The following is a 12,440-nucleotide window of genomic DNA, read 5'->3' on the forward strand; positions in this document are numbered from 1 at the left end:
CCGCTCGCCTTATCAGGCCTTGATCTTGAAACCGTTGGCATAGGCTTTCGGGTCCTTGCCATCCCACACCACGCCGTCGATCAGCTTGCTGCTGCGCATCGGGTCGCTTGGTACGGCGATGCCCAAGGATTTGGCCGCTTCGGTGTAGATGTCGATGCGGTTGACCTTTTTGGCGATGGCCAGGTAATCCGGATCGGTTTTCAGCAAACCCCAGCGCTTGTGCTGGGTGAGGAACCACATGCCATCGGACAGGTAAGGGAAGGTCACCTTGCCGTCGTTGAAGAACTTCATGTAGTTGGGGTCTTCCCATTTCTTGCCGATGCCATTGTCGTAATGGCCAAGGAAGCGGCCTTCTATGACTTCTTCCGGCGCATTCACATAGGCCTTGCCAGCAATCAGCTTGGCCACCGCGGGGCGGTTGGCGGTAGCGTCGATGTAGCGGCAGGCATCCAGAATGGCCTTGGTAATGGCCAGCGCGGTATTGGGGTTCTTGGCGACAAATTCAGCGGTGGTGCCCAGCACCTTTTCCGGATGGTCGGTCCAGATTTCCTGGGTGGTGGCAGCGGTGAAGCCGACCTTGTCGTAAATGGCACGTGCATTCCATGGCTCGCCCACGCAGTAACCATCCATATTGCCGATACGCATGTTGGCGACCATTTGCGGTGGCGGTACCACGATGGTTTTCACATCCTGGAAGGGGTGGATCCCGTAAGTCGCCAGCCAGTAGTAGAGCCACATGGCGTGGGTGCCCGTGGGGAAGGTCTGGGCGAAGGTGTAATCGCGGTTTTCATTGTCGAGCAGGCGTTTCAGCGTTGCGCCACCGGTGACGCCCTTGTCCTTCAACTGGTTGGCCAGCGTAATGCCCTGGCCGTTGTTGTTCAGCGTCAGCAGCACGTTCATGTCTTTTTGCTGACCGCCTATGCCCATCTGCACGCCATACACCAGGCCATACAACACATGCGCCGCATGCAGTTCGCCATTAACCACCTTGTCGCGTACGCCAGCCCAGGAAGCTTCCTTGGACGGCACGATCTTGATGCCGTATTTCTTGTCGAAGCCCATCTGGGCAGCCACAACGATAGGTGCGCAGTCGGTCAGCGGGATAAAGCCGATTTTGACTTCGGTGATTTCTGGAGCATCCGAGCCTGCAGCCCATGCCTGATTGCGCAAGCCTGCCGGTAGCATGTTCATCATGACGGCAGCGCCCACTGCGCCGGCGGCGGCGTTCTTGAAAAACTGGCGACGACTGGTGTCGACGTCAGGTGTAGCGTTATCTGCTGCAGTATCTGGTGTTTTTTTCATGTCTGCTCCCTAAAAATGATGCATCAAGTATCAAAATCAAAACCGCAAAAACAAAAAAGGCGTCCAGCCTGCAAACAGTTTCCTGTCTACATGCTGGACGCCTTTGTCCATATCCGTGGAAGCGCAATCGCTTCGTTTAATGTGCTGTTTGTTAACCTTTGCCTGCATTCAGCTGGGCTAGGTTACTGCTACTTGCAGAGGTCATTTCCTGGGGGATATGCCCTGCTGCATAAACGTTAGGCCGCCGTTGGCCTGACATTTTGTCTAGACATAAGCAAACCCTGTGCCAACTTTATTTTAAAAATTAAGTGATTGAATTTTAATGATTTTATAAATAGCGAAGCTGAAATTCAGCCGAGGCAACTTTGTGATGCATCGCACTTATTGTGTGCAAGTGCACCATGATATGAAGCGGACTATTGCCCTTGTGCGGATAGCGTGATGATGTTTTCGGCAATATCAATCAGCTTGCGATTTTGCTCCATCGCCGTGTTGCGCAGCATTTTGTAGGCTTCCATTTCGGATAAGCCCAGTTTGCTCATCAGCAAGCCTTTGGCGCGTTCAATACGCTTTCTTTCCGCCAGCGATTTTTTGGTTTCCGACAGCTCATTTTCAATTTCCGCCAGTTGCTGCGATTGCTGTTGCAGCAAGGCAATAATGGATTCCATGGGGTAGGGCGTGAGCTCGTCGTGGGCTAAAAAGGTAAATGCACTTTCCAGCGGAATCGCCAGATTGAAAAACGTGTTGTCGACATTGGATGTGGGCGTTTGCCTGGCTTTCAGCTCGCCCAGATGCAGGCGCGTGTTTTCCAGATCCCGTCGCGCCTGATCGCTCAAGCTGTTCAGGGTGTCGTGCATGGCGGCCACCAATTGGCACTGGATATGCCATATCTCCGTGAGCCTTGTGCTGCAAACGTCAAACCAGGCATCGCTATCAGCGCGCTGGAGTGTCTGCTGGTCTTTGGCGGCGGTCAACTTGCTTCTGTAAGCGCGCTGTCTGTGGTGTGCTTCGGTTTCCAGCGTGGTACGCCAGGCTTCGCGCAAGGCATCCGTGCCAAACTGGTTGAACAGCTCAAAATGCCGGTCCTGTTGCGCTATCAGCTCCAGCAGCTTGTGCTGGTGTTCCAGTTGCATGTAGCCCGAACCAAACAGATGCGAGCCGAGGGCGCGCTCCTGCCCCGCAAATTCTTTGCCTTGCACCAGGTTGTAGAGCGCGACCAGATAGCTCGAGATCTTGCTGTTGACGGTATTGTCGGTAATTTCAAAAATGAGCGAAATCAGACTGCCGATCAGCCGCGTGTAGGACTGTATGCAGTCGCTGAACGGAATCTTTAGTAAGGTGACTTGGTGGCGAAAGGGCAAGAGCTGCTCAAGCCCCAGCAAAATCCACGAGACCAGGGTCAGCTGTTTGGCATCTGCCGAGGTGTTGTGATGGAGGTAGCGTTGCAAGGCCTCTTTAAACGCCGACTCCGAAATCTGGTTCTGCTCAATGATGGCGCTGCGCTCTTTGGCGAAGCGGCTGCCAGCGGAGGCCAGATAAAGACAGCTGGCACCGCGCTCTGCCTGCAGCTGGTGCACCATCCAGCCTATGCTCTCGACAAACTGAATGCTGACGGAGAGCCGTTCCAGCTCTTCGATATGGCGCGTTTTGGCCAATAAAATCGTATTGTCAGGTGAAATATTCTGCATGATGAGTCAGTGCAAGCAAGAACAGTGCTCAATGCTTTCAGGCATGGGGCAGAGAACGGCGTGCACTTCAAGACGTAGTGAAGTGGCTGATGATTCGCCGAATTGTAGCTCAGCGAGGCGGCTATACAAACCGCCCGTATTTCTGATGCGGCATCCGGCGCGCTGGTGGGCGCTTCCCACCGCAGATTCGGCGGGTTCTGGAGTTAGCGAGGCTGTAGCTGGCAGCTGTGCAGGATGGATTGCTGGAGCGTATTGAAGCTGGAAAGTGCGCCGGTAGCCGTGGCATAAGGCTGTTGTTGCAGATAGATAATCAGAGCCATCTGGCGCGGCGGAATACTGGCCGATAACTGCTGCAGCCGGCACTGGCAGGCGGATGTCAGGTCGGTGGCCTGCCAGGCCTGGCGGCAGGCATGCAGCTGCGATTGTTGCAGGGCCAACGGCCAGGCTTGCTGATTTTGCTGGCCATCCGGGATATGAGCGCGCAGCTGTGTCAGCAGCTGATACATAAATTCCAGCCCCTGGTTCAGCGCTTTCAGATCGGTAGGGTGTGTGTCATTAACCGCGATGGTGACCACGCTTTCGGTCTGATCAGGGATGGCATAGCCTTGTGCACTCATGAGAATGCGTTTGGCCGGGTTCTGCTCCAGATATTGACGGGTTTGTTCCAGATCGGTGGCGGGGAGTTGCAGGCGTAATTCGGTGGCGCAGTCGGGCAGCGAGCGCAGTTCGACCAGAATGGTGCCATCTTCGCGACCTTGCTGGAATACCGGTGCAAGCTCGGCCAGCACGGCATTTTCTTCCGTTTGCCAGCGCTGCAGCACCGCATCGCAAGGCTGGGCCAGGGCTGGCAGGGCGGCGGCCAGCAACAAAGCCAGCAGCCAGCGGGAAAAGAAATGGCGCATTGTCATCATGAGCACTGGGAGCATGCAGCGCGGGCGCAAGTTCAGGCGCGCCCGCTTGCATTGCTTCAGGGCTTATTCATGAGCGAGGCTGGCTATATCGGGGACTGCAGGGGACGGGTTGCCAGAGGCTTCGGTATCGTGGAACTGCAGTTTGGCCAGACGCGCATAGAGCCCGCCCATCTGACGCAGTTCTGCTGGCGTGCCGGTTTCCACGATGCGCCCCTGATCCATGACGATAATCCTGTCCACCTGCTGCACCGTGGCCAGGCGGTGCGCGATGATGAGGGTAGTACGGCCTTGCATGGCGGCCTGTAAGCCTTGCTGCACCAGGATTTCGGATTCGGCATCCAGCGCGCTGGTGGCTTCATCCAGCAGCAGGATAGGGGCGTTTTTGAGGATTGCACGTGCGATGGCGATACGCTGGCGTTGCCCGCCCGACAGCCGCGTGCCGCGTTCGCCAAGGAAAGTATCGTAGCCCTTGGGCAGGCGATGGATGAACTCATCGACCTGGGCGGCCTTGGCGGCCATCAGCACTTCGGCATCGGTGGCATAGGGGTAGCCATAGCGGATATTTTCCATGGCATTGGCCGAGAAAATCACCGGGTCTTGCGGCACCACGGCGATCAGGCCGCGCAGGCTTTCCAGGCTTAGCTGGCGTATATCCTGCCCATTGATGGTAATGCTGCCAGCGCTGGTGTCGTAAAAGCGCAGCAGCAACTGGAACAGGGTAGTCTTGCCGGCACCGGAAGGGCCGACCAGCGCAATGTTTTCGCCAGCGGCGATCTCCAGTGTCAGCTCTTGCAAAGCGGGCTGGGTGGGGCGTGAGGGGTAATGAAAGCTGACATGGTGAAAGCCGATGGTGGCTTCCGTGGTTGACTTCAATGCCATGGGTTCTGCCGGTGCCTGAATGGCAGGCTCCGCCTGCAACAGCTCGAGCAGGCGCTCGGTGGCACCCGCGGCCCGCATGATGTCGCCCCAGACTTCGGCCATGGTCCCCACCGCCCCTGCCACCATGGCGGCATACAACACAAACGATGCCAGCTCGCCACCCGTCATGGCGCCATCACTGACCTGACGCGCGCCCAGCCACAGCACAAAGACGATGGTTCCCAGCACGGCGGTGATGATCAATGCGGTCAGCGCGGCGCGCACGCGAACGCGGCGGATGGCGGTTTCAAAGCTGAGTTCGGTGCTTTGCTTGAAGCGGCCAATCTCGCGCTGCTCCTGCGTGTAGGACTGCACGGTGGGCATCGCATTCAGGATTTCACCGGCCATGGCCGAGCTGGCGGCGATCTTGTCCTGCGATTCGCGCGAGAGCTTTTTGACAGAGCGGCCGATCAGCATGATGGGCAGTACTAGCAGGCACATCAGCCCGAGGTTGATGGAAAAGAGATAGGTGCTGGTGACGGCCAGCATCACCATGCCGCCGACAAACTGGAACAGGCTGCGCAGGCCCATGGAGGCGGAGCTGCCCACCACGGTCTGGATCAGTGTGGTGTCGGTGGTCAGTCGCGACAACACCTCGCCGGTCTGCAGGGTTTCAAAGAATTGCGGTGATTGCGTCAGCACGCGGCCGTAGACGGCACTGCGCAAGTCTGCCGTGACTCGCTCCCCCACCCACGAGACAGTGAAATAACGTGCCGCAACCAGCATGGCCCAGGCACAGGCCAGCCCAAACAGCAGCAGGAAGTGGCTGTTGAGATCGCCATTGGCACTCGGCCCCTGCTGCGGTGGTTTGTCAAAACCAAAATCCACCAGATCGCGGAATGCCAGGGGCACCGCCAGCAGGGTAGCGCTGGCAAGTGTCAGCAATAACAGGGCGAGCATGATCTGCCAGCGATAGGGGCGGAGGAAGGGCCAGAGCCGACTCAGTGCGGAAAGGCGTTTGGCAGGGGCAGCAGGCACGGGGGTTTCTGCGCTCATATCGGGGGAATCAGGCGTGGTTGTCATGTAAACGACAGACCTTGTTGGGGGTGGGAATGTTCCATGGATTGCATGGTACTCCAGAAATCGCCCGCACAATGCGCAAGGCGCGGGAGACTTCCCCGACTGGTAAAAGCCAACGCATAACTGTAAGCCTCCACTGACACCAGTATCAGACCTACCCCTATGCGCGTTGCGACCAAGCCCCTATACAGTGGAGCTGCGTGTCAAACAAACAAACGCTTAAACCAAGGAGGGAATTCTGATGATTAAATATTTTATTGCCTGGCTGCTGGGTGTACCGGCATTCCTGCTCATCATCATCTATTTTTTCATGCACTAAATTAAATGCACGCCTGCGCGTGCATGAATACCGTCGGCCTTTGGTCGGCGCCGCATCACAAATTACCCCATAACCAGAGCAGTTCAACTGTTCACTAATTTGAAGAAAAGAGGGAATTTATGTCCATCACGACCATTTTGCTTATCGTACTGATCCTGATGTTGCTGGGTGCGTTGCCGACCTGGGGGCACAGCCGTAACTGGGGCTATGCGCCAAGTGGCGGTTTGGGCCTGGTTGTCATCATTCTGTTGATCCTGCTGCTTACCGGCCGTATCTAGCCATCGTGCCAGCAAGTTAATAACTAAATAGCTTTAGGAGATAGACATGCAAATCCTCAATAAAACCTGGCGGGTGACCGGCATCGTGTTGACGGTGGCGTGTCTTTCCGCCTGTAGCAATATGTCCGCCCGGGACAAGAATACGGCCGTGGGTGCAGGTGTTGGTGCCGCGGCAGGCGCTGTGTTGACGGGCGGTAGTGCTGTCGGTACCGTCGGTGGCGCTGCCGTGGGCGGCATTATCGGGAATCAGGTTGGTAAAGATAAGAAATAGATAAAAGCAGGGAGGAGACCACCGAGTGCCTGGCACCAGGTGGTGATTGTGAGAAAAAGCCGGAGCATGATTGCTCCGGCTTTTTTATGTATCCCGATGGCTTCTGTTCCAGGCATGCCTCTTTCTATGCATCCGGCCTGCAGGTGTCATATCCATTCCAGCCTTCCCAAAGGTAGACACGGCATATCGCCCAGGTCTGTTTTATACTGTGAGCCCATTGCACATCACTCACGGTCATTATGAAAACTATCCTGAAGAATAGCGTGTGGCTGCTCGTTGCCATCCTGGGAGCGGCAGCGGTGGGAGGCATCGCCCTGCATCGCGGCGAGAGTATCAACTCCCTGTGGTTTATTGCCGCGGCATTATGTGTGTATGCCCTGGCATATCGGTTTTACTCGGCATGGATTGCCGCCCGGGTGCTGATGCTGGATGCCTCGCGGGCAACCCCGGCCGTGCGCCTGGATAACGGCCGCGATTTTGTGCCTACCAATAAATGGATCGTCTTCGGCCATCACTTTGCGGCGATTGCCGGACCTGGCCCATTGGTAGGGCCAACGCTGGCCGCGCAGTTTGGTTATCTGCCCGGTACCTTGTGGATATTGTTTGGTGCCGTGCTGGGGGGAGCCGTGCAGGATATGGTGACCTTGTTCCTCTCCACCCGCCGCAATGGGCGCAGCCTGGGTCAGATGGCGCGTGAGGAACTGGGGGCGATAGGCGGAACCGCCGCCCTCGTTGGCACCTTTGCCATCATGATCATCCTCATCGCCGTGCTCGGGCTGGTGGTGGTCAATGCCATGAAGCACAGCCCCTGGGCGACTTCTACCGTGGCGGCGACGATTCCCATCGCCATGATTGTCGGTTTGTACATGCGCCACTTCCGTGCGGGCAAGGTGCTGGAAGCGTCTGCCCTGGGCGTGATCCTGCTGTTGCTATCCGTCGCAGGTGGCGGCTGGGTGGATCATCATCCCACCTTGCGCGTGTGGTTTGACCATGAAGGCCTGACCCTGGCCTGGTGGATTATTGCCTACGGCTTTGCTGCCGCCATTCTGCCGGTCTGGCTGCTGTTGGCGCCACGCGATTATTTGTCTACCTTCATGAAGCTGGGCACTGTCATTGTGCTGGCGATTGCTATTCTGATGCTGCAGCCGGAAGTCAAAATGCCGGCACTGACGCAGTTTATTGATGGCACCGGCCCCATTTTTGGCGGCAAGCTGTTTCCCTTTGTGTTTATTACCATCGCCTGCGGGGCGATTTCCGGTTTCCATGCGCTGATTGCCTCCGGCACCACGCCCAAGCTGCTGGAAAACGAGCGCGACATCCGCATGATCGGCTATGGCGCCATGTTGCTGGAGTCTTTCGTTGCCATCATGGCGATGATTGCCGCCACCGTGCTTGATCCGGGCGTGTTTTTTGCCATCAACAGCCCGGCGGGCATCGTCGGCAAGGAAGCAGCCGATGCCGTTGCCACCATCAGCGGCTGGGGCTTCCCGGTCACCGTGGCGCAAATGGAGTCGCTGGCGCGCGAGATGGGCGAAGCTACGCTGTTTGCCCGTACCGGGGGTGCGCCGTCGCTGGCGGTGGGCATGGCCAGCATTTTTGGCAGTGCGTTCGGCCAGGGCCTGCTGGCGCTGTGGTATCACTTTGCCATCATGTTCGAGGCGATTTTCATCCTGACCACGCTGGATGCGGGCACCCGCGTCGGCCGCTTCATGCTGCAGGACATGCTGGGCAATATCTGGCCCAAACTGGGCGAGACTTCGTGGTATCCCTCGGTATTGTTTACCAGCGCGCTGGTGGTCGCCGGATGGGGCTATTTCCTTTACATCGGCGTGATTGACCCCAATGGCGGCGTCAATATCCTGTGGCCGCTGTTTGGTATTTCCAACCAGATGCTGGCGGCCATTGCTTTGTCGGTTGCCACGGGTATTTTTGTCAAATCCGGCCGCCTCAAATTTGCCTGGGTAACGGCACTTCCGCTCACCTGGCTGGTCATTATTACCAGTACCGCCGCCTGGCAGAAAATCATGAGCGATGATGTGCGCGTGGGCTTTTTTGCCGCTGCCAATGATATGGCGGCCAAACTGGCGGCAGGTGCTTTGCCACCAGAAAAAGCCGCCGTGGCACCACAGCTGATTTTCAACCAGCAACTGGATGCCTGGCTGACGCTGTTTTTCGTCGTCATATTGTGGGTGGTGATACTGGATATGCTGCGCGTGTGCTGGCGCTATCTGGCAGGCAAGAGTGTGAAGCCATCGACCGAGCACCCGCACGAACCAGCACCGCTGAATGCCCAATGGGTAAGGGATTAACTATGCTGAATAAGTTGAAAGCCTTCTGGCGCGTGGTGCGCCGCCTGTCTGGCGATGATGCCTACGAGCGTTATCTGCGACATCACGCCGAGCAGCACGTGGACGAGCCGCCGCTGACGCGCGAAGCCTTTTTCAAGCAATGGCAGGATGGCAAATGGAAAGGCGTGAAGCGGTGCTGCTAACTCGGGATACCGCTGAACCCACTATCTCCGGTCAGGAACTCAGTGCGGCGGATATTGGCCGGGTGATCGAAATGGCGTGGGAAGATCGCACGCCATTCGAAGCCATTGCATTTCAATTTGGCTTATCTGAAGCGGATGTGATTGATCTCATGCGGCGGCAGCTGCGCAGCTCCGCGTTCAGGTTATGGCGCAAGCGCATGCAGGGCAGATCTACCAAGCACGCCGCCCTGCGCAGCCCCGAGGTGGCGCGCCATCGTGCCCGGCATCGGGTGCCGCAGTTCTAAGGACGCGGCTGGCGGCACAGGTTAAACATCCCCAGCCCCGCAATCACCATGGGCAGGCTCATTCCCATCGATAACAATTCCAGATAACTATCCGTATTTTTACGCGCTCCAAGTGATTCTGCGTGGATGCCGACACATGCCTTTCAACCGCCAGATGTGTCAAGAAAGTCTCCACATGTTAACCTTTGAGGGGTTTGGGATGGCCTTGTTATGGAAGATAATCAAGCGCTTGATCTAATCCACATAGGCATTTTCTGTTCTGATACTATAGTTCATCATTTGGTTGCGATGCTGAGATCTGCTCAAGCAATTTTGGTGGATGACTGGCGCATTCCCCTTATCAGACATCATGGTGTGTGGTTCATTTATATATAAAAATTAAAGGTGCACTAAACAAACTCTATTCAATGATTTATATAGAGAACAACAATGATTAAATTACTATCATCCAGCCGCTTAACGGTATGCATAAAAAGGAACGCGCATGAATGAAGAAAAGGGTAAAGCAGGTTTGTGGGAATTGGTAAAAGCAATTTCTACAGTCATCTTGGTTGGCGTAACTGCATATAAAATATATTCAACACCGACAACCTTGACAGTTGATTTTCCTACACTGCTGTCGCTTCTCTTAGCGCTCTTCTCGGTCGGCCTAGCTGCACTTTTCTATTTCAAAGCGACTGAAACAAGCAATGCCTTCTACGACAACACTTACAAGTTTACAAAGGATATTGCCGAGTTATTGGTAAAAATCGAAAGCGGCTTTGGGGAGCGGCTGCGTAATTTAGACGAGGGGTACTCATCAATGCGTTCCTACTTGCAGAACATTCCAACCAAGCACGGCGATGCTGTCGAAAAAACCAAACAAAAACTGGAAACTGAACAACAAGAAATTGAAAAAGTCCTCGCTGAAAGAAACGAAATTGTCCAGCAATTGGTAGAGCGATCACATCTTGAACAGGAAGAAAAAGAAAAAGTGCTCGCAAAACTCAAAGCCAAAGAAGACGAGTTGATTGAAGCACAAAGAGAAGTTTCTAAGCTGAATAAAAGGCTGTTCATGGAGCGTATGGACAAAAAGCGTGATCGAAACATTCGCGATGATACTGGAATGGATCGCTTTACTAGATCTAATGTAATAGAAAAGATTGGACTCAAAAAAATTATTGAAGGAAGCCCCACTTCAATACGCAGACACTTCGATGAGCTCACGAATAATTTTCCCCATCAGTACATTGACGATTTGGAAAAACATGAATATTTCGATGGTGGACTAACCCCTTCTGGCATGCGGTACTTACGGGAAATTGCTCTAAAACTCCATGATGCATAAGCTGCCGTTCGAGAGGGGCGGCGCAAAAGCGCGCCACCCCTCAACTCTACGTTAAGCAAAAAGGAAAATTTATGGAATTTAATAAAGAAAACTACTCCACAATAAAAGAAGCCTGCACAAATCGCAAAGAAGTTGAGTTTTTCGCTCCAATTGCTGCCACTGCATTTGAAAATGGTAAAGCCCCTGATGATTGGACTGCTTATCCTCCTTGCATGCTTCCACCAGAAGGCTACGCTCAAGTCTTCGTTTATGCAGGAAGTGACGTTAAAGGCTCTCTAACAAAACTTGAACTTTTAATTCATCTTGATGGAGGCATGGTTTTATACAAAGCCATTGAAAACCAACAAGTTGCTATAAAAGTAACATGGCCTAATGCCTAACCCATAATCATTCAAGCGGGGGGCATAACGGCGCCCCTTAATTCAAATGTTAGGCCTTTACTAACACAGGAATCGCATTAAATGAAATGGCAAAATACATTAAAAACCGGGGGGGCTATTGCTTCTATCACTGGTGTATCGTTAGTATGGGTTAAAGCGCTGACACCAAATGTCACGTCTTTTAATTTGGTTTTTGGTCTCTTCGCATCGATTGTTGCTGCTCTTGTAACAGTTGGTCTCATCGCACTCACTATCGAGATACTACAATCTGGCGGGCGTCGATTGGAAGTTAATACGTCTAAACAAAAGCTCACAATTTACTGGTCGTTTAGCACTGCAGCAGCAATATTTGTTGGTGGCATGCTCTTGTTCCTTACTTGGGGGCTTGTTTCTATAGCCTGGATAATAAGGTGAGGCTCAGCTCATCCATCGAGCGGGGCGCGATAAAGCGCGCCGTTTATGCCAAACATTAGGCTTATCTAAATGGCTGCTCTAATTGAATGGCTTAAAGGTCTCGATGGTATTGCTACTTGGGGCGCAGTGCTTTCGACCATTCTCGCGGTCAGAGAGTATCGGAAGAACCGACTGCAAGTGGAGATCGGGTTCTCGATGGCGAGCATTGCTGATGTTGGAAACAAAATCATCATCAGAAATAACTCGAACAGACCAATCATCGTTACTTATTGGGAAATTGTGTTTAGACGGTTTTGGTTTCTTCCCTTTTTCGAATCTTTATGTGCTGGGCCGGATGAATACTTTACAGATTTTCAAATTCCGGAAAATAGTAGCAAAATTCTTGAGTTTTCGGCCCAGGACTATTTTGCTTGTAATCCAAAGGCGCTCAAGGGAAGAAGACTCTATTTCCGAATGCGCGTTTCCGGCAAACGGCTTCCTTTTGTGTCGTTTCTATATGCATAGCAGCCTAACCCGCCGTTCAACCCCGTTCGCTTCGCTCTCTGGCGCTGCTCTAGGAGTCTTATCTACGATGCTGCTGAACTATACGCGCCGAAACAAATGAAGGCGATCTGAAGGAATGGCTCAATGAAAAGGGTATTTCTGCAGCCACTTTAGGCGACGCTGTCAAGGAAATTAGGCTTAAGAAGATCGCTGATGCCAATGCCACGGAGTCACTGCATCAGTTCTACATTTACAGGAATCGCACGCCGAACCTCGGGCATGGAGGTGCAACTCTCTGTTACGCTACAGAACATGAGGCGTTGCTAAGAAATAAAATGGTTGCATCATTCATTA

The 12,440-nt window shown here is 54.0% G+C and carries 13 protein-coding genes; 9 read left to right on the plus strand and 4 right to left on the minus strand.

Translation table 11 applies throughout. The features are described from left to right. Positions 1-12 precede the first annotated feature (12 nt). The 4 genes from FNL37_RS12435 to FNL37_RS12450 all read right to left on the minus strand — a co-directional run bounded on the left by FNL37_RS12435 (position 13) and on the right by FNL37_RS12450 (position 5,842). Complete coding sequence (locus FNL37_RS12435; protein ID WP_159356352.1) at positions 13-1,302, minus strand: CmpA/NrtA family ABC transporter substrate-binding protein; 1,290 nt, start codon at positions 1,300-1,302, stop codon at positions 13-15. Between the two features lie 416 nt (positions 1,303-1,718). Next, positions 1,719-2,990 (minus strand): nitrate regulatory protein, encoded by a 1,272-nt coding sequence (locus FNL37_RS12440; RefSeq protein ID WP_159356353.1) that lies wholly within the window; start codon positions 2,988-2,990, stop codon positions 1,719-1,721. 203 nt (positions 2,991-3,193) lie between these two features. Next, on the minus strand, positions 3,194-3,901 hold the full coding sequence (locus tag FNL37_RS12445; RefSeq protein WP_244948292.1) for a hypothetical protein: 708 nt from the start codon (positions 3,899-3,901) through the stop codon (positions 3,194-3,196). Between the two features lie 63 nt (positions 3,902-3,964). Continuing rightward, positions 3,965-5,842, minus strand: coding sequence for an ABC transporter transmembrane domain-containing protein (locus tag FNL37_RS12450; protein WP_159356355.1), 1,878 nt, complete (start codon positions 5,840-5,842; stop codon positions 3,965-3,967). Positions 5,843-6,277: 435 nt separating this feature from the next. Between FNL37_RS12450 and FNL37_RS12455 the strand changes: the two genes are divergently transcribed. The 9 genes from FNL37_RS12455 (at position 6,278) to FNL37_RS12495 (ending at position 12,107) form a co-directional block, all read left to right on the plus strand. Further along, entirely contained in the window at positions 6,278-6,436 is a 159-nt protein-coding gene (locus FNL37_RS12455) for a DUF3309 family protein (protein WP_013441183.1), read from the plus strand. A gap of 46 nt (positions 6,437-6,482) precedes the next feature. Continuing rightward, positions 6,483-6,707 (plus strand): glycine zipper 2TM domain-containing protein, encoded by a 225-nt coding sequence (locus FNL37_RS12460; RefSeq protein ID WP_013441184.1) that lies wholly within the window; start codon positions 6,483-6,485, stop codon positions 6,705-6,707. Positions 6,708-6,946: 239 nt separating this feature from the next. Beyond that, positions 6,947-9,016, plus strand: coding sequence for a carbon starvation CstA family protein (locus FNL37_RS12465; protein ID WP_159356356.1), 2,070 nt, complete (start codon positions 6,947-6,949; stop codon positions 9,014-9,016). Between the two features lie 2 nt (positions 9,017-9,018). Next, positions 9,019-9,198, plus strand: coding sequence for a YbdD/YjiX family protein (locus tag FNL37_RS12470; RefSeq protein ID WP_190274883.1), 180 nt, complete (start codon positions 9,019-9,021; stop codon positions 9,196-9,198). After that, positions 9,171-9,482 (plus strand): TIGR03643 family protein, encoded by a 312-nt coding sequence (locus FNL37_RS12475; protein ID WP_159356358.1) that lies wholly within the window; start codon positions 9,171-9,173, stop codon positions 9,480-9,482. The genes FNL37_RS12470 and FNL37_RS12475 overlap by 28 nt, the downstream gene beginning before the upstream one ends. A 484-nt stretch (positions 9,483-9,966) precedes the next feature. Further along, positions 9,967-10,809, plus strand: a complete 843-nt coding sequence (locus FNL37_RS12480; protein ID WP_159356359.1) for a hypothetical protein — start codon at positions 9,967-9,969, stop codon at positions 10,807-10,809. 71 nt (positions 10,810-10,880) lie between these two features. Further along, positions 10,881-11,189: a hypothetical protein gene (locus tag FNL37_RS12485; protein WP_159356360.1), complete on the plus strand. Its 309-nt coding sequence runs from the start codon at positions 10,881-10,883 to the stop codon at positions 11,187-11,189. 81 nt (positions 11,190-11,270) lie between these two features. Then, on the plus strand, positions 11,271-11,603 hold the full coding sequence (locus FNL37_RS12490) for a hypothetical protein (RefSeq protein WP_159356361.1): 333 nt from the start codon (positions 11,271-11,273) through the stop codon (positions 11,601-11,603). A gap of 69 nt (positions 11,604-11,672) precedes the next feature. Further along, complete coding sequence (locus tag FNL37_RS12495; RefSeq protein WP_159356362.1) at positions 11,673-12,107, plus strand: hypothetical protein; 435 nt, start codon at positions 11,673-11,675, stop codon at positions 12,105-12,107. Positions 12,108-12,440 lie beyond the last annotated feature (333 nt).

This window comes from Methylovorus glucosotrophus, from assembly GCF_009858335.1.
GTDB lineage: Bacteria > Pseudomonadota > Gammaproteobacteria > Burkholderiales > Methylophilaceae > Methylovorus > Methylovorus glucosotrophus.

Coding starts and splice junctions, on each gene's coding strand:
- FNL37_RS12455 (WP_013441183.1), top strand. CDS start 6,278: ATGTCCATCACGACCATTTTGCTTATCGTACTGATCCTGATGTTGCTG.
- FNL37_RS12435 (WP_159356352.1), bottom strand. CDS start 1,302: ATGAAAAAAACACCAGATACTGCAGCAGATAACGCTACACCTGACGTC.
- FNL37_RS12480 (WP_159356359.1), top strand. CDS start 9,967: ATGAATGAAGAAAAGGGTAAAGCAGGTTTGTGGGAATTGGTAAAAGCA.
- FNL37_RS12495 (WP_159356362.1), top strand. CDS start 11,673: ATGGCTGCTCTAATTGAATGGCTTAAAGGTCTCGATGGTATTGCTACT.
- FNL37_RS12475 (WP_159356358.1), top strand. CDS start 9,171: ATGGAAAGGCGTGAAGCGGTGCTGCTAACTCGGGATACCGCTGAACCC.
- FNL37_RS12465 (WP_159356356.1), top strand. CDS start 6,947: ATGAAAACTATCCTGAAGAATAGCGTGTGGCTGCTCGTTGCCATCCTG.
- FNL37_RS12485 (WP_159356360.1), top strand. CDS start 10,881: ATGGAATTTAATAAAGAAAACTACTCCACAATAAAAGAAGCCTGCACA.
- FNL37_RS12460 (WP_013441184.1), top strand. CDS start 6,483: ATGCAAATCCTCAATAAAACCTGGCGGGTGACCGGCATCGTGTTGACG.
- FNL37_RS12470 (WP_190274883.1), top strand. CDS start 9,019: ATGCTGAATAAGTTGAAAGCCTTCTGGCGCGTGGTGCGCCGCCTGTCT.
- FNL37_RS12445 (WP_244948292.1), bottom strand. CDS start 3,901: ATGATGACAATGCGCCATTTCTTTTCCCGCTGGCTGCTGGCTTTGTTG.
- FNL37_RS12450 (WP_159356355.1), bottom strand. CDS start 5,842: ATGACAACCACGCCTGATTCCCCCGATATGAGCGCAGAAACCCCCGTG.
- FNL37_RS12490 (WP_159356361.1), top strand. CDS start 11,271: ATGAAATGGCAAAATACATTAAAAACCGGGGGGGCTATTGCTTCTATC.
- FNL37_RS12440 (WP_159356353.1), bottom strand. CDS start 2,990: ATGCAGAATATTTCACCTGACAATACGATTTTATTGGCCAAAACGCGC.